The organism is Pseudomonas grandcourensis, from assembly GCF_039909015.1.
Classification (GTDB): domain Bacteria; phylum Pseudomonadota; class Gammaproteobacteria; order Pseudomonadales; family Pseudomonadaceae; genus Aquipseudomonas; species Aquipseudomonas grandcourensis.
In genome coordinates this window covers 4627771-4643222 of sequence record NZ_CP150919.1, presented here as the reverse complement: position 1 = coordinate 4643222, position 15452 = coordinate 4627771, and the positions used below count along the sequence as shown (strand labels likewise).

Sequence of the window (15452 nt, the reverse complement as noted above, 5' to 3'; positions counted from 1 at the left end):
TAGTTGTTGGTTATTTTTAGTCGGTATCTGTTGATAGTGGTGCGTGCGTCGGAATGCTAATAAGTATCCCGCAATACAGTTTGGCCTGAAAAAATATTTATTGCCAGTCGTTGAACTAATTTTGTTTTGGGTTGTTGTCGCTCTTATTTGTGTGGTTCAGCACACAGCTTTAACAAGAGGGGCTTGACACGCAACTTCGCACTTTTCCCACTATGGACCGCGCTATGAAAATTCTGGTAACGGGTGGAACTGGATATATCGGTTCGCACACCACGCTCGCACTGCTTGAAGCAGGCTATGAAGTTGTTGTGCTGGATAATCTTTGCAACAGCAGCGATGCGGCATTGCACGCGGTGGAAGCCATTTGCGGCAAGAGTGCGCTGATGGTTCGCGGTGATGTGTGCGATCGGGCTTTGCTGGACCGGATCTTCCAGCAGCATGCCATCGATGCCGTCCTGCACTTTGCCGGCCTCAAGGCCGTGGGCGAGAGCGTGCGCAAGCCGCTTGAGTATTACGAGACCAACGTCAGCGGCAGCATCACGCTGTGTCAGGCGATGGCCGCCGCCGGGGTGTTTCGCCTGGTGTTCAGTTCGTCGGCCACTGTATACGGCGAACCGGAGCAGATGCCGATCCGCGAGGATTTCCCCACGGGCAACCCGACCAATCCCTACGGTCAATCCAAGCTGATCGTCGAAAATGTGCTGCGCGACCTGGCCCTGGCCGAGCCGCGCTGGAGCATCGCGCTGTTGCGTTACTTCAACCCGATCGGCGCGCATGACAGCGGTCATCTGGGCGAAGACCCGAGCGGCATTCCGAATAACCTGGTGCCCTACATCAGCCAGGTGGCGGTGGGCAGCCTGCAAGAGTTGTCGATCTTCGGCAACGATTACCCCACGGTCGACGGTACCGGGGTGCGGGACTACATCCACGTCGTGGACCTGGCGGACGGCCATCTCAAGGCCTTGCAGTCCATCGCCGGGCGCACCGGCATTCATACCTGGAACCTGGGCACGGGCGATGGCTACAGCGTGCTGCAAGTACTGCGGGCGTTCGAGCAGGCCAGCGGTCAGCCGGTGCCCTATCGGATGATGCCGCGTCGCTCGGGTGATATCGCCGAGAGCTGGGCCGACCCTTCCAAAGCGGAGAAGGAACTGGGCTGGAAGGCCACGCGCAACTTGCAGGACATGGTCACGGATACCTGGCGCTGGCAATCGAATCATCCCAAAGGCTTCCTGGGATGATGGCGTTTTAGCCCAATGTTATTTCCGGTCAGGTTGTTAGATATCGTCGGGAAAATACACTGGCTATGCCTTTTGCAAGTCCGTAGATATAAACCTGCCGTTCGACTTTTATCAGTTGGGTAAGACTGTGAAAGAACAACGGATCTTGTTCGCATTTTTCGCGGACTTGAACTCTACCACCTCTAACGTAATGCCCGATTTCTATCAGGTTGAATGTTAGAAAGGAGTTGATATGAAGAAAGTGATGGCAATTGCCCTGTTGACGATGTTGAGCAATTGGGCGTCCGCGGTAGAAGCGCCGCTTACAACTGCGACCAATGTATTGGGTAACGTGGCGGCGACTCAAGCCACTGCAGCCAGTACTGCAATGGTCGCCAGTGCAGTAGCGGCGTCCAACAGTGGTGGAAGTGCAAACGGCGGTACGACGGGTACGACAGGTACCACGGGTACAACCGGCACGCACAACTAACTGAAGCACCTGTTGGAGCAGTACAAGGTCGCCCGATGAAAATCGGGTGACTTTGTTTTTAGATTCGCCCTTGAATAGCGTAGTGCCATTATGACTCGTAGTTTTTCTCTTTTAATGTTGGCAAGCATCGCTTTACAAGGTTGCATGTTTTCCCCCGGCCAATACCTGAGCACCAGTGATATCACACGCCAGGGCGCCAGCGAGAGCAGCCGGGTAGAGCTCATTCCGATCACGCCCAAGCTCATCTCCATGAACAGGGCCACGCAAAAGCGTGAGTCCGTGCCGACGGAACTGTTGGCGGCCCCGGCCGAGTACCGCATCGGCAGTAACGATGTCCTGTACATCACGGTCTGGGACCACCCGGAGCTCACCGCACCCTCCGGCGCGCAGCAGCAGATTGATGCCAACGGTCGTCTGGTCCGTGCCGATGGCACGCTCTACTACCCGTTTATCAAAGAGGTCCAGGCGGCCGGTAAAACCGTCCAGCAACTGCGATCGGACATCGAAGAAAGGCTGTCGGCCTTCATCGCGGACCCGCAGGTGGATGTCGCCGTGTTGCGCTTTTCCAGTCAGAAAGTCGTGGTGACGGGCGCCGTTTCGAAGGCCGGTCCGCAAGCGATTTCCACCAACCCGCTCAGTGTGGTCGAGGCCCTCGGTTCTGCCGGTATCGATACGGCGAGTGCCGACCTGTCCGGCCTGATGCTGACGCGAAACGGGCGGGTCTACACGCTCAATCTCGACACGCTCAACCAGCCGGATTCCGAGTTGCAGAACGTCTACCTCAAGGGTGGCGATCAGCTGTATCTGCCGTACAACGACAAAAAGCGCATCTACGTCATGGGCGAGGTCAACCAGCCCCGCGCACTGAGCTTCAAGACCGCCACCATGAACCTGTCCGATGTGCTGGGCTCGGTCGGCGGATTGAGTCAGACCACCTCCAACGGTAACGCCGTGTACGTGATCAGGGGGGTTGAAAACCTCGATGTCGAACCGGCGAAGGTCTACCAACTGCAAGCAGAATCACCGACCGCCATGGCGCTGGCCACGCACTTTGAAGTGCGTCCCCAGGATGTTGTCTACGTAGGTCCTGCCAACGTGACTCGCTGGAATCGCTTCGTCAGCCAATTGGTGCCGTCGGCAGCGATTGTCGGTACGGGCGCTTCCGCGGCGAAGAACATGAGTGAAGTCAGCAGCAACAGCAGCAATTAAGGCCGGGTCCGATCGTGAGAACGTTGAATGTTGGCGTCTGCTTGATAGCGGCCTTGATGTTGTGTGGCTGTAACCCATTGATGGTCGCTTCGATGACCAATCTCAAGTCAGCGGTGGCGGGGCCGGATGAGGTGGACGTGACGGCGGCCCAGGTGGCGGATGTGCGCTATCCCCAGCTCAAGCTGACCACGCCGTCCGGTTCCGGCGTGCTGGCGCTGGTGCGTGAGCGCGGCGACCTGCAGTTCTGGGTCGCGGGTGGCAAACAGGTTCTGCTCATGCGCGACGGTCTCGCGGTGCGCAGCATCGGCCTGGGCCTGGGCGGCGATCTGGACGGGACGCGCCTTGCCGACGTCTCGCCTTTCAAGCAAGGCCTCCACCAAGTGCCGGATGGCTACACCAGCCAGCGCTGGATCGATCTCTACCAGGGCCAGGAAGTCGGGGTGACCTTGAACAGTCGCTTCTCCCGCAAATCCATGGAAACCCTGGAAATCCTCAACAAGGAATACGCCGTGCTACGTGTCGATGAGCAGATTGACGCGCCGGCCATCGGCCTGCGTGCGACCAATCGTTACTGGGTCGATCCCGTTGACGGTTTCATTGTGCAGAGTGAGCAGCAACTGACCTCGCAACTGCGGGTCAAGATCGTGCAACTGACCCCAGACCGCAGGCATGCCCGGTGAAGCGGGTCAGGGCTCTATCGGCGTGCCTGCTGTTGATCACCGGCCTCAGCCATGCAGCGGTCACCGTCACCGGTGACGTTGCCAACCCGGGGGCGGTCGAACTGCCGCCGGGCGGGCGATTGCTGGACGTGATCAGCGTGGCGCAGCCCAATGCCGAGAGTTACTGGTTGGCGGGCGTATTGCTGCGTCAGTCCCTGGTCGAGCAACAGGCCCGGCTAAAGGCCGGGGTGCTGTTCGATCTGGACGTGTTGCAGCGCATGGCCGTGCTTTTCGACAGGCCGAGCCGGGCTGCCCTGGCGGTGCGGTTGGCCGAGCAAGTCAGGCACATGCCGGTCACCGGGCGCCAGGTGGCCGTTCTGGACCCGGTCGCCGTGGAAGTCGGGTTTGCCCGCAACATTCGCCTGGACGACGGCGACCGCCTGATCTACCCGTTGCGGGTCGACGAAGTCGAGGTGCTCGGCGCTGTCACCGAGTCGTGTCGGTTGCCCTATCAACCACTGCAAGAGGCCCGCGATTACCTGCAGGGCTGCACGCCGCTCGAGGACGCTGACGCCGATTACCTGTGGTTGATCCAGCCCAACGGCGTGTCCCGACGGGTCGGCATTGCCCACTGGAATCGCGAGAGCGGGCAGATACCTGCCGCCGGCAGCAAGATTCTGGTCCCGGTCAAAAGCGATGACCTTGATCCGCCTGTCCCTGAACTGAATCAGCAGTTGGCCGAATTTGTCGCCACGCAGTTGGCTGAGGTGGTTCGTTGAATTTACGTTTTGCAGCCGTATTGTTATTGCCCTGTGGTCTGGCTCATGCAGAACCACGCATTACCCAAAATGATTTCGGTGGCGCGGGCTTGTTGCAAACGCCGACGGCGCGCATGGCGCCGGCCGGTGAGTTGAGCCTGAATGCCAACCGCACCGAGCCCTACAGTCGCTACAGCGTTTCGCTGCAGCCACTTGAGTGGCTGGAAGGCTCGTTTCGCTACACCGCGATCACCAACCGTCCTTACGGCCCCGAATCGTTGAGCGGCAACCAGAGCTACAAGGACAAGGCGGTCGACCTCAAGGCCCGCCTGTGGGAAGAAACCCATTGGGCGCCCGAGGTGGCCTTGGGCTTCCGGGACATCGGTGGTACAGGCCTGTTCTCCAGTGAATTCGTGGTGGCCAACAAGCGCTACGACAATTTTGATTTCAGCGCCGGCATTGCCTGGGGTTACCTGGGCAACCGCGGTGACTTCGAGAACCCGCTGGGCTACCTCGGTGATCGCTTCAAGACCCGGCCGGCCAACGAAGGCACCGGTGATGTCAACGCCGGGGCCTATTTTCGCGGCAGCCCTTCCTTTTTCGGCGGCGTGAGCTACCAGACACCTTGGGATCGGCTCAGCCTGAAACTCGAATACGAAGGCAACGATTACAAGCACGAACCTAAGGACAACCCGATCAAGCAGGACTCGCCGATCAACCTCGGCGCGATGTTCAAGCTGACGGATTCGATAGACCTCAGCGCGGCGTGGGAGCGCGGCAATACGGCGATGTTCGGCGTCACCTTTCACACCAACTTCGCCAGCCGCAAGGCGCCGGCCAAGACGTTCGATCCGCCGGCTGAGCCGTTGCCGGCGAAGGCGCCGAGCACCGAGATGGATCAGGTCAACTGGGCCGATGTGTCCCGGCGCCTGCAGCAAAATGCCGGGTACAAGGTCGAGCGCATCAGCCAGCGCGATTCGGAGTTGATCGTGTATGGCGAGCAGCAGCGTTACTTCCATTCGGCCAAGGCCGTTGGTCGTGCGAGCCGGGTTCTGGACAACAGCGTCAACGACGATATCGACTGGTTCACCGTGGTGAACGAGCGCTACGGCCTGCCGCTTGAGGAAACCAGCGTGCCTCGGCAAACCTTCCGCGAAGTGATCAACAACGAGGAGCCGCTGCAAACGCTGCACCGCACCACCGAGATCAATCCGGCGATGCCGCACAACGAGAAAACCCTCTACACCGAAGCGCTGCAGCCATTCGCTTATGGCGTCGGGCTGGGCTTCAAACAGAACGTCGGTGGCCCCGATGGCTTGCTCTATCAGTTCAGCGCCGACGCGGACGCCGAGTACCGCTTCAACCGCAACACCTGGTGGAGCGGTTTGCTCAGTGCCAACCTGATCAACAACTTCGACAAGTTCACCTATGACGCACCCAGCGGCTTGCCCCGCGTGCGCACGGACTTGCGCCAGTACATGACCACCTCCGATGTCACCATGCCGTTGTTCCAGGTCAGCCATGCCGAGCAGTTGGACAAAGACCTGTATGGCATGGTGTACGGCGGTTACCTGGAGTCGATGTTTGCCGGCGTTGGGGGCGAGGTGCTGTTCCGTCCGACCGGCGAGCGCTGGTCGGTGGGCGCGGACCTGAACTACGTCCGCCAGCGTGAGTTCGACCAGGGGTTTGGTTTGCGTGATTACTCGGTGTTGACCGGCCATATCACCGGCTACACCGACTTGCCCCACGATACGCTGGCAGCCATCAGCGTCGGGCGTTACCTGGCAGGTGACTGGGGCGGCACCCTGGATATCTCGCGGGAGTTTTCCAACGGCGTACGGTTTGGTGCCTGGGCAACCATCACCACCGCAACCGGCCCTCAATACGGCGAAGGTAGTTTCGACAAAGGCATCTACCTGTCCATTCCGTTCGACGAACTGATGAGCATGTCGACCATGCGCCGCGCCAACCTCGTCTGGTCGCCACTGACCCGGGACGGCGGTGCACGGCTCAATCGCAGCTACCAGTTGCACTCCATGACCGACAGCCGCGACGACGACATGTTCTACCGCAACTTCGAGAAGATCACCGAGTAACCTGTAGGAGCGAGCCTGCTCGCGATGGCGTTGGTACATTCAGCATTGATGTTGACTGACCCGACGCTTTCGCGAGCAGGCTCGCTCCTACAGTGGTTTTTTGGTGAACCGGAGATCCAGGCAGCGCCTCAATCCCCTGTGGGAGCGAGCTTGCTCGCGATGGCGTCGGCACATTCAGCATCAATGTTGACTGACCCGCCGCTTTCGCGAGCAGGCTCGCTCCTACAGTGGTCTTTTGGTGATCCAGAAATCCGGCCAGTCTCAAATCACAGCCACAAAAAAGGGGACTTGCGTCCCCTTGCGGTATTGCCTTGCGCAGCCCTAAACCATCAGTAGATGTCCTTCGACAACAAGGTGAACGGCGTCTTCACCAGAATCTTCAGGTCCAGCCACAACGACCAGTTGTTGATGTACTTGAGGTCGATCTCGACACGCTTCTGCATCTTGTCGATGGTGTCGGTCTCGCCACGGCAACCGTTGATCTGCGCCAGGCCAGTGATGCCCGGTTTGATTCGATGGCGCGCCATGTAGGCGAGAATTTTCCCGGAGTAGTAGTTGTTGTGCGCGATGGCGTGAGGGCGCGGGCCGACCAGTGCCATGTGTCCTTGCAGCACGTTGAACAGTTGCGGCAACTCGTCCAGCGACGTGCGACGGATAAAGCGTCCGACGGCAGTGATTCGCGAGTCGTTACGGCTGGCCTGTATGACCTCATGATCATCGTGCAGGCGCATGGATCGGAACTTCCAGACCTGAATCACCTTGCCGTTCCAGCCATGGCGGTCCTGCTTGAAGAACACCGGGCCGGGGGAGTTGAGCTTCACCGCCAGTGCAATGACCAGCAACACCGGGCTCAGCAGGATAATGGCCAGCAGGGCCACGCTTTTCTCCACCAGGCTTTTACTCAGCGCGGCAGTGGGTCGGCTGGTCAGCGGACTTTCGTTCAAGTAGATCGCCGGCAGGCCGTCCACGACTTTCACCGAGTGATTGAGCAGCGTCAGGCTGTTCAAGTCCGGCACCCAGACCACGTCAACGTTGGCATCCAGCAAATCGACGTACATGGCTTCGATTTTTGCCGCTTCCGACAGGGGCAGCGTGATGTACAAACGGCGGATGTCATGGGTCTTGATCAGTTCCAGCAGGTCTTCCTGGGCGCCGACGATGCGCGGTGCGCCCGGCTCCAGGGAGGGAAGGGCGCCGTTGCTGACCAGGCCTACCAACGGCAGGTTTTCGAGGTCGCTCAGCTTGTTCGCCAATCCCAGCGCCAGTTCACCGGTGCCGACGATCAGGGTTTTATGCTCGCTTTTGCGTGACCGCTGGTAGAACTTCGAGAACGCATGCAGCGGCGCATACAGCAACGCCTGGCCGAGGAATCCATACACCGCCCAACCCAGGATGACTTGTCGGGAAAACAGCTCATCGGCCTTGCAGATAAACGCGATGCACGCCAGTGCCGCCATCGTCATGGACCAGCCCATGAGCAGGCGTCCAAGCCCTGACAGATAATTGTCTCTTTTGCGGTACACACCGCTGAACGTATAAGCCGGAACCGAGGCCAGTACGGCGAGCGTTGCGCACATCCGGTAATAGAACTCGACCGTTCCAGTGTGCCGCTCGGCAAGTATGAACAATAGAGAAACTACAAAGCCCTGTGCCAGCGCCCATTGCCCCCAAAAGGTAAGTCCCTTGAGGCCGGTGTTTCGATTGATACTAAGAGTAAGATCCATACAATATCCCCAAAAGACGTCCATTCAGGTTTCGACAGTTGAAATCCGAGTTGTTAAGCAGACTTGTTATTGTTGTTGTAGCGAGTGTCCTGAGGTAACAACGTCGATATGCCGAACTGTCGTCAGTCAATAGACTAAGTTATTGGCGGAGATGCTGTCTGACGAGTTCTAACAAGATGGCAAAGTGCCAACTATCAAGATTTTAGAAAAAGTTGAGCGTTAGAAAAGGTCGAATGGAAGAGGGTGAATAATTAGAGTGGTGTTTGGTATTGTAGGAGGGGTGGGGATGAGGGCGGTCTGACTGGCGCGGAGGTTGAAGCCAAACAGAGTGCTTTTCTTATTGTTGTAGTCGCACTGTTTCTGTTTGTTTTATTCGCTGAAGGTAGAGGTGTTACGCCACGACTTCCTGGATCAGGCAATAGCCACGATTTCTTACTGCACGAAACAGTCGTTCACCGTTACTGGCCATTTTGAATTTGTCTTGCAACCGACTCAGGCACATTTCCAGGCCACGATATTGTTCCGGCTCCCTGCCGATGCTGAGGATCAGTTCGTCTCGACTGACGACACGCTCTTCATGGTGCAGCATTTTCTTTACCAGCGCGGCTTCCAATCCGGTCAGGCTGATCTCGACGCCCTCTTTTACCAATGCGCTTTGATCCTGATCGAGTTGCCAGGCTTCACTGTAAGGAGTGTCGCCCTCGATGGTTCGCGCAATATCGTTGGCTGCCCCGGCTGTTGCCGGCATGCTGTGGAATGGATTCGTCGATTGCGCTGCCAGCCATTCGGATTCCAGGGTGGCCAGTAGTCGCTGTGTATCATGTTCGATACTGCGCGCTACATTCTTCCTTGAAACGCTTGGGTAGCTGAACTCCATCAGCACAGGAGCGGAAGAGGGCGAAGCAACACCTTCAATAAACATTTGTGCCTGGGAGGTGCCAAACGAGTTAAAGCGCTCACTGGACAGGATGGTCTCAAGTTCACGCTGCGAAGTAGTGCTGTGGGTCACGACGACAAAGTATTTTCTTGGGAGGGTTGTACTAGTTTCCATGTCTCTCTCCTGAAGTACACACCAAATTTGGCTAAAAGATGATCGGCAGGGGAGTAATGACTCCCTCGGAAGTAATCGAAAGGCAGGGTCTGGGCCCAAATTTGGCCCTCGATAGGTTCCACTCGATCTACAGCTATAGAATAAACTTTTATTGTTATGGTCCGATGTTGCCACGCTCATGAAATCGATAAGTACCTTTGGTATGAAATACAAAACACGATGAGGTCGAGATCTTTATACCGTTGAGGAATTTGATGCTAAAGCGCCATCCCTTCTGTGTATCAGGGGGTTGAGATCAACCCCCTCATCAACCGGTAACCATGCCCCCGGATGCTCTGGATGGCGTTTGTGCCATACATGTCCTTGATTTTTCCACGAAGGCGGCTGATCGATTTTTCCAGCGCCCTGGGGTCATAAAAATTGCTGTTGAGCCCCATGATGTTGGCGATTTCATCGTGACTTAGTATGTGGTTACTGGTTTGCGCAAAGGCTTCCAGGATCTTCATTTCTGCAAAGGAGATATCCAGCTTCTTGCTGGTACCCAGTAGACAAATACGGGTGGGGTCCAATATCAAATTGATATCTCTTTGCCATTCTTCACTGTTGAAGAACTCGGCGAGCAACTCAGAGCTTTCTTCGGAAAGGGTATTGAGCTTGATACAGTAGTCGGCCCCCGCAAGATAGTACTTGATCTTGTTGTAGGTGCCTCGGCCCGTGATCACCGCGCAAATGATGGGTTTCAAGTTGCCGCTGCGCAGGTTTTCCACTAGCGCGAGGCTTTCCTCGAGGGCTTGGGGGCTGTCGATGATGATGAAGATGGCGCGATACGAACCAGAGCGTTCATTCTTCTTGAATGAACTAGTGTAGGAGTTGGCCTCTAGTGCCATATCGGTCCGCACATGCCTTGCGACTAGCGCTCTAAAATGTTCAGCCACGCCACGGGTACGACCCAGAGTGAGAACTCCGGGTTCATCGTTTGTCTGGCGCTGGCTTCTAGTCGCTAAGTTCCCTGTAAGCATCATGCATTGACTCGAATAGGTGCTGACATCGGGATGTTAAAGCACCGGTTCTCATCTGTGACTGACAATTGGTAACATTCACGCGATTTTTAGACGTGGCTCCCGAGTTTTCTAACAATAGTTAAGCTTTTCAAGCTTTTAGTTGACTTTTTTCGGCGGGCTGAACTAGTGAGATGGACTCGTTAGATGGTGGCAATATGGAATTGTGCCACTATTTTGAAACGATGGCGATTTGTTTTTATGTCCTTTTGCCACTGTTTGGCCCACTGCGTGCCACCATTCATGCCAGGGTACTGAATCCACTAAGAATCACAAATAGTGTGAGGGCGATCACACTTTATTGAGTGGCGAGACTTTTTTCCACTAAATACCTAAATATATTTCCGAGGTATTCGTACCCGGACGATTATTAACATGGCTTGAGTGTGTCTTTTGATAAGACATATTCTCCCTCGCTACATCAGGTAATGGGTGTGGATGTCTCGAATGTTTTGCTTGAGCTACTCAATATCTGAGTGCAGTTGACGGAGCGTTCCCACAGAACGCTCTGACGGAGGATTAATGGATTTCTGGACCCTTTTCAAAGTGTTGATCTTGGGCGCGGTAGAGGGCCTGACTGAGTTTTTGCCCATCTCCAGTACGGGCCACCAGATTATTGTTGCGGACTTGCTGGAGTTTGGCGGTGAACGCGCCATGGCGTTCAATATCATTATTCAGCTGGGCGCAATTCTTGCCGTTGTCTGGGAGTTTCGCCGCAAGATTTCAGAGATCGTCATAGGACTGCCGACCCAACGCAATGCACAACGATTCACCCTGAACGTGCTGATCGGTTTTCTTCCGGCCGTGGCTCTGGGTGTCCTGTTCGCCGACCAGATTCATCACTACCTGTTCAACCCGATCACCGTGGCAGTCGCCTTGGTCGTGGGCGGCATTGTCATGTTGTGGGCGGAGCAGAGGGACCACGTGGTGCACGTCGACCATGTCGACGACATGCGCTGGTCGGATGCGCTGAAGGTAGGTTTCGCGCAATGCCTGGCGATGATCCCGGGCACTTCCCGCTCCGGATCGACCATTATCGGCGGCCTGCTGTTTGGCCTGTCGCGCAAGGCCGCCACCGAGTACTCGTTCTTCCTGGCGATGCCCACCATGGTCGGTGCGGCGGTGTATTCAGGCTACAAGTACCGGGAGCTGTTCCAGGCCGGCGACCTGCCGGTTTTCGCCCTGGGCTTCTTCACAGCGTTCTTTTTCGCCATGATCGCCGTGCGCGGCTTGCTCAAGTTCATTGCGAACCACAGTTATGCCGCCTTCGCGTGGTACCGGATCGTTTTCGGATTATTGATCCTGGCAACCTGGGCATTCGGTTGGGTGAACTGGACGGCGGCGACCGCCAGCTGACAGGCGAGCCAGGCGGATCAAGCCGCCTGGCTGAAAAGGCGAGAACAACCGGGCATTAGCGCCCTTCAAGCAACCCGGCAGCTTGATCCAGCAAGGCCAGGGGCTCCTTGGCCTTGTGGATATCTACCGACAATAACTGCCGAAACTTGCGCGCCCCCGGGAACCCGGTGCCCAGCCCCAGCACATGGCGAGTGATGTGGTGCATCGAACCGCCCGCGTCGATGTGTGCAGCGATATACGGCCGCAGCTGCGCCAATGCTTCGGCACGGGTGATCACCGGCGCCGTACTGCCGAACAGCTGCTGGTCCACCTCGGCCATTACATAAGGGTTGTGATACGCCTCGCGGCCCAACATCACGCCGTCGAACGTCTGCAAATGCTCGTGGCAGGCCTCCAGCGTCTTGATCCCGCCGTTGAGGATAATCTCCAGCTCGGGAAAATCCGCCTTCAACCGCGCCGCCACGTCATAACGCAGCGGCGGGATGTCACGGTTCTCCTTCGGCGACAACCCCTCCAGAATCGCGATCCGCGCGTGCACGGTAAAACTGGTGCACCCGGCATCCCGCACCGTGCCAACGAAATCACACAGCTCCTCGTAACTGTCCCGCCCGTTGATCCCGATACGGTGCTTGACCGTCACCGGAATCGACACCGCATCCCGCATCGCCTTCACACAATCGGCCACCAACTGCGGATGCCCCATCAGGCAGGCGCCGATCATATTGTTCTGCACCCGATCACTCGGGCAGCCGACATTCAGGTTCACCTCGTCGTAACCATGCTCCTGCGCCATGCGCGCACACGCGGCCAGGTCCAGCGGGACACTGCCACCGAGTTGCAGGGCGAGCGGGTGCTCGGCTTCGTTATGGCGCAGGAAACGCTCGTGATCGCCGTTGAGCAGGGCACCGGTGGTGACCATTTCGGTGTAGAGCAGGGCGTTTTTCGACAATAGGCGCAGGAAGAAGCGGCAGTGGCGGTCGGTCCAATCCATCATCGGCGCGACGGAGAAACGGCGGGAGAGCGGGGCGGGTGTGGCGGTGGTTACGGACATGGGGGATCTGGAATCGGTGAGGCTGGGAGGTGGGGGAGTTTATCAGGAATGGGCTGATGGGACTTGGGCATACCTCAGGACGATTGAGCAGGTGCTGGGTATTGCGTTGAAAATATCACGAAAAAGTAGGAGATTTCCCTCAAGCCGCGTCCCCATTGCCCATATTGCCCTCCCTCTGATCACCCAGTTAACCTCCCTCCGTCGCTGCAAATTCAGCGACAAGGGTGTGGAAGCCCTTCACAAGATCTAGGCGCACAGAGCGCCACCTAAATTTAAGCAGGCGCTTTTTTCATGTCTGCTGTTAAATTATGGCGGCTGTGCGCGGGGCACTTTCGGGTGCGCTGGGTTCCTAGATCCCCGGTCTTCCACACCTGCGCACAGCTGCCACCCCATCATGTGGAAGTGATGCTGGCAGTTCCTTTGGTTAATTCTAGGAACGAAAACGATGAAAAAGATCACGCCTGATCCTCCGGAAACCGCAGCTGCTTCCGATTCTCTCGATCTTGGTCAACTCTCCGCTGACTCTCAGCGGGTGGTCAGCAAACGTCTACGAAACCCGAATCACGCTGATCCCGTCTGCCATGTGTTCACCATTCTGCCCAACGTCGATACTGAAACGCTCCTGTGTCACGCCTGCGAAACCCTCGCATCGTTGAACGTCTTGACCACTGACCTGGCTTGCAAGCTCGAAGGTTCAACACGCAGTTTGGCGCTGTCGATTCAGCAGCTGGCGGTGGTGGGGGAGTTGTTGGTGAATCGAGCCTTGGACAATGTCGATCCCCAAGGCAGTTGGGATGACAGATCTCCAGGTACGCACGGTTCCTCAACCAACGCTGACTTGCCGAAAAGTTTCATGATGTTTCGTTGAGCCGAGGCATAGGATAACCACCAAAGGTCATGCCCCCCGCGCCTCAACCCACAGGAATCAAAAAATGATCGCAAACCTCGTCAAAGTCTCGCTGATGGCCGGTGCGTTGTTGTTGAGCGCCTGTTCGGGGGTGAGTACCCACAGCGATTATTCGGTCGATTCCGTGCAGCCTGCCGGCTTCGGCCCGGGACCGACCAGCCGTACTCCCGACAAGATGAATTTCCACGGCAGCGCACTCGGCAATAGCTTCGGCGAATACGGTTCCGGTCTGCTGCACGACGATTGATACGCGGTCCGCAATGAAAAAGGGCGCTCCTTTGGGAACGCCCTTTTTTGTGCGAAAAAAAACGATCCGTTACTTGGCGCCAGGCACCGCCAGCCACTGGCGCAGGATCTTCTGGTAGTTGCCTGTCGCCTTGGCCAGGTGCAGCCACTGATCGACGTACAGCTTCCAGGTGATGTCGTCGCGGGGCAGCAGGTAGGCTTTTTCGCCGTATTGCATGTAGTGCGTGGGGTTGACTGCGCACAGGCCCGGTTTGAGCTTCTGCTGGTACAGCGCTTCCGATGCGTCGGTGATCATCACGTCGGCTTTTTTATCCAGCAGTTCCTGAAAGATGCTCACGTTGTCGTGCAGTTGCAATTGCGCCTTGGGCAGGTAGGCGTGGACGAAGGCTTCGTTGGTGCCGCCGGCGGGTTCGACCAGGCGAACCGATGGCTGGTTGATCTGTTCGACGGTCTGGTACAGCGCCTGGTCTTCGCAGCGCACCAGGGGGATTTTGCCGTCGACGTCGAGGATGCTGCTGAAGAAGGCTTTTTTCTGCCGTTCCAGGGTGACCGAGATGCCGCCCATGGCGATGTCGCACTTGCCGGCGAGCATGTCGGGCATCAGGGTTTTCCAGGTGGTGGGCACCCATTCGACCTTGACGCCAAGGCTGTCGGCCAGGGCGCGGGCCATGGCGATGTCGATGCCGGAATGCTCGCCGTCCTCGGCTTTGAGGGTGTAGGGCTTGTAGTCGCCGGTGGTGCAGACGCGCAGTTGTCCCTGTTGCATGACGCTGTCCAGATGTGAAGGTTCTGCCTGGGCGCCAAGGGAGAGTGCGAGCAAGCCGCCGAGCATCATTGCTCTTTTGATTTTCGTCATTGTTATCGGGCTTTTGTGCTGGAGTGGTTTTGGAGCGGAGAGTGTAGTGAAACTTTCACCGGTGTGAAAAATGAACGCCCCCATATGGCTTCCAACTTGCGTCATTACTTCAAACGTTCAGCCGCCTTGCGATAAACCTGCTCACGTTCCCGTTTATCCACGGCTACCACAAACACAGTAATTTCCTGGTCAATCACTTGATAGACCAAGCGGTAACCGCTGCTACGTAGTTTGACCTTGTAGCAGTCGGGAAAACCATGCAGGCGGTTAGCTTCAATACGTGGATTGTTCAGAATCTCCACCAGCTTCTTTTTGAGTTGCTGTCGGACTGTGTCGCCAAGTTTTTGCCATTCCTTCAATGCACGGGCATCAAACTCAAGGCTATAGGTCATCTATGGAAACCTTTACTCGTTGAGGAGATGCAAGCCGTTCCCGCACGGTGGCCAGTAAAGCCTCATCGTCTTCAGTCATCAAGACAGGCTTGAAAGGCAACTGACCACGCTCCGCCACATATTGCAGCGTCTGGCGCATCAGTTCGGAGGGCGTGACGCCGAGTTTTTCCAGTTCGAGATAGGCGCGAGCTTTGAGGTCGTCATCGATACGGATGTTGATAGATGCCATGGGATAGATCCTCATGTAATGACAATTGTCATTACATTGAATCAAGAGTTCCTCATTGGCAAGTCCGCCGAGACGTACGGCTAATCTAGAGAAAATTCGTACTCGGGAGGGTGAAAATGCCAACCAGCAAAGATCCCACATCCTGGGCCA

At 56.8% G+C, this 15452-nt stretch carries 16 protein-coding genes; 9 read left to right on the top strand and 7 right to left on the bottom strand.

The window, feature by feature from the left end:
* Positions 1-224: 224 nt before the first annotated feature.
* The 6 genes from galE to AABM52_RS20765 all read left to right on the top strand — a co-directional run bounded on the left by galE (position 225) and on the right by AABM52_RS20765 (position 6432).
* A complete protein-coding gene (gene galE, locus AABM52_RS20790; protein WP_347907633.1) occupies positions 225-1241 on the top strand; it encodes a UDP-glucose 4-epimerase GalE in 1017 nt (338 codons plus the stop codon).
* A gap of 232 nt (positions 1242-1473) precedes the next feature.
* Entirely contained in the window at positions 1474-1710 is a 237-nt protein-coding gene (locus tag AABM52_RS20785; protein WP_046038091.1) for a hypothetical protein, read from the top strand.
* Between the two features lie 144 nt (positions 1711-1854).
* Positions 1855-2919 carry a polysaccharide biosynthesis/export family protein gene (locus tag AABM52_RS20780; protein ID WP_347907632.1) on the top strand — a complete coding sequence of 355 codons (1065 nt, stop codon included), beginning with the start codon at positions 1855-1857 and terminating at the stop codon, positions 2917-2919.
* A 14-nt stretch (positions 2920-2933) separates the two neighbouring features.
* Positions 2934-3599, top strand: coding sequence for a YjbF family lipoprotein (locus tag AABM52_RS20775; protein WP_347907631.1), 666 nt, complete (start codon positions 2934-2936; stop codon positions 3597-3599).
* On the top strand, positions 3596-4357 hold the full coding sequence (locus tag AABM52_RS20770) for a capsule biosynthesis GfcC family protein (protein WP_347907630.1): 762 nt from the start codon (positions 3596-3598) through the stop codon (positions 4355-4357). The genes AABM52_RS20775 and AABM52_RS20770 overlap by 4 nt, the downstream gene beginning before the upstream one ends.
* Positions 4354-6432, top strand: coding sequence for a YjbH domain-containing protein (locus AABM52_RS20765; protein WP_347907629.1), 2079 nt, complete (start codon positions 4354-4356; stop codon positions 6430-6432). The genes AABM52_RS20770 and AABM52_RS20765 overlap by 4 nt, the downstream gene beginning before the upstream one ends.
* 329 nt (positions 6433-6761) lie before the next feature.
* Here the strand turns inward: AABM52_RS20765 and AABM52_RS20760 are convergent, their stop codons facing one another.
* From AABM52_RS20760 to AABM52_RS20750, 3 genes are all read right to left on the bottom strand, one after another.
* Complete coding sequence (locus tag AABM52_RS20760; protein ID WP_347907628.1) at positions 6762-8156, bottom strand: undecaprenyl-phosphate glucose phosphotransferase; 1395 nt, start codon at positions 8154-8156, stop codon at positions 6762-6764.
* 391 nt (positions 8157-8547) lie between these two features.
* A complete protein-coding gene (locus AABM52_RS20755) occupies positions 8548-9207 on the bottom strand; it encodes a helix-turn-helix domain-containing protein (protein ID WP_347907627.1) in 660 nt (219 codons plus the stop codon).
* 281 nt (positions 9208-9488) lie between these two features.
* On the bottom strand, positions 9489-10229 hold the full coding sequence (locus AABM52_RS20750; RefSeq protein ID WP_347907626.1) for a winged helix-turn-helix domain-containing protein: 741 nt from the start codon (positions 10227-10229) through the stop codon (positions 9489-9491).
* A gap of 558 nt (positions 10230-10787) precedes the next feature.
* On the opposite strand from AABM52_RS20750, the gene AABM52_RS20745 reads away from it, so the two are divergent.
* Entirely contained in the window at positions 10788-11621 is an 834-nt protein-coding gene (locus tag AABM52_RS20745; protein ID WP_347907625.1) for an undecaprenyl-diphosphate phosphatase, read from the top strand.
* A 55-nt stretch (positions 11622-11676) separates the two neighbouring features.
* Here the strand turns inward: AABM52_RS20745 and dusA are convergent, their stop codons facing one another.
* Positions 11677-12672, bottom strand: coding sequence for a tRNA dihydrouridine(20/20a) synthase DusA (gene dusA, locus AABM52_RS20740; RefSeq protein WP_347907624.1), 996 nt, complete (start codon positions 12670-12672; stop codon positions 11677-11679).
* A gap of 445 nt (positions 12673-13117) precedes the next feature.
* Here dusA and AABM52_RS20735 point away from each other — a divergent pair, with 445 nt between their 5' ends.
* Together AABM52_RS20735 and AABM52_RS20730 are read left to right on the top strand one after the other, a co-directional pair.
* Entirely contained in the window at positions 13118-13540 is a 423-nt protein-coding gene (locus AABM52_RS20735; protein ID WP_347907623.1) for a DUF6124 family protein, read from the top strand.
* Between the two features lie 64 nt (positions 13541-13604).
* Positions 13605-13826, top strand: coding sequence for a hypothetical protein (locus tag AABM52_RS20730; protein ID WP_347907622.1), 222 nt, complete (start codon positions 13605-13607; stop codon positions 13824-13826).
* Positions 13827-13895: 69 nt separating this feature from the next.
* Here the strand turns inward: AABM52_RS20730 and AABM52_RS20725 are convergent, their stop codons facing one another.
* The 3 genes from AABM52_RS20725 to AABM52_RS20715 all read right to left on the bottom strand — a co-directional run bounded on the left by AABM52_RS20725 (position 13896) and on the right by AABM52_RS20715 (position 15302).
* Positions 13896-14681, bottom strand: coding sequence for a transporter substrate-binding domain-containing protein (locus AABM52_RS20725; protein WP_347907621.1), 786 nt, complete (start codon positions 14679-14681; stop codon positions 13896-13898).
* Between the two features lie 104 nt (positions 14682-14785).
* On the bottom strand, positions 14786-15073 hold the full coding sequence (locus AABM52_RS20720; protein WP_150672807.1) for a type II toxin-antitoxin system RelE/ParE family toxin: 288 nt from the start codon (positions 15071-15073) through the stop codon (positions 14786-14788).
* Entirely contained in the window at positions 15063-15302 is a 240-nt protein-coding gene (locus AABM52_RS20715; protein ID WP_223457013.1) for a type II toxin-antitoxin system RelB/DinJ family antitoxin, read from the bottom strand. Before AABM52_RS20715 ends, AABM52_RS20720 begins: the two co-directional genes overlap by 11 nt.
* Positions 15303-15452 lie beyond the last annotated feature (150 nt).

What these genes read in the sequence shown, in the direction of transcription:
- AABM52_RS20760 (WP_347907628.1), bottom strand. Translation starts at nt 8,156, where the DNA reads ATGGATCTTACTCTTAGTATCAATCGAAACACCGGCCTCAAGGGACTT.
- AABM52_RS20780 (WP_347907632.1), top strand. Translation starts at nt 1,855, where the DNA reads ATGTTTTCCCCCGGCCAATACCTGAGCACCAGTGATATCACACGCCAG.
- AABM52_RS20785 (WP_046038091.1), top strand. Translation starts at nt 1,474, where the DNA reads ATGAAGAAAGTGATGGCAATTGCCCTGTTGACGATGTTGAGCAATTGG.
- AABM52_RS20730 (WP_347907622.1), top strand. Translation starts at nt 13,605, where the DNA reads ATGATCGCAAACCTCGTCAAAGTCTCGCTGATGGCCGGTGCGTTGTTG.
- AABM52_RS20745 (WP_347907625.1), top strand. Translation starts at nt 10,788, where the DNA reads ATGGATTTCTGGACCCTTTTCAAAGTGTTGATCTTGGGCGCGGTAGAG.
- AABM52_RS20750 (WP_347907626.1), bottom strand. Translation starts at nt 10,229, where the DNA reads ATGATGCTTACAGGGAACTTAGCGACTAGAAGCCAGCGCCAGACAAAC.
- AABM52_RS20715 (WP_223457013.1), bottom strand. Translation starts at nt 15,302, where the DNA reads ATGGCATCTATCAACATCCGTATCGATGACGACCTCAAAGCTCGCGCC.
- AABM52_RS20725 (WP_347907621.1), bottom strand. Translation starts at nt 14,681, where the DNA reads ATGACGAAAATCAAAAGAGCAATGATGCTCGGCGGCTTGCTCGCACTC.
- dusA (WP_347907624.1), bottom strand. Translation starts at nt 12,672, where the DNA reads ATGTCCGTAACCACCGCCACACCCGCCCCGCTCTCCCGCCGTTTCTCC.
- galE (WP_347907633.1), top strand. Translation starts at nt 225, where the DNA reads ATGAAAATTCTGGTAACGGGTGGAACTGGATATATCGGTTCGCACACC.
- AABM52_RS20720 (WP_150672807.1), bottom strand. Translation starts at nt 15,073, where the DNA reads ATGACCTATAGCCTTGAGTTTGATGCCCGTGCATTGAAGGAATGGCAA.
- AABM52_RS20755 (WP_347907627.1), bottom strand. Translation starts at nt 9,207, where the DNA reads ATGGAAACTAGTACAACCCTCCCAAGAAAATACTTTGTCGTCGTGACC.
- AABM52_RS20735 (WP_347907623.1), top strand. Translation starts at nt 13,118, where the DNA reads ATGAAAAAGATCACGCCTGATCCTCCGGAAACCGCAGCTGCTTCCGAT.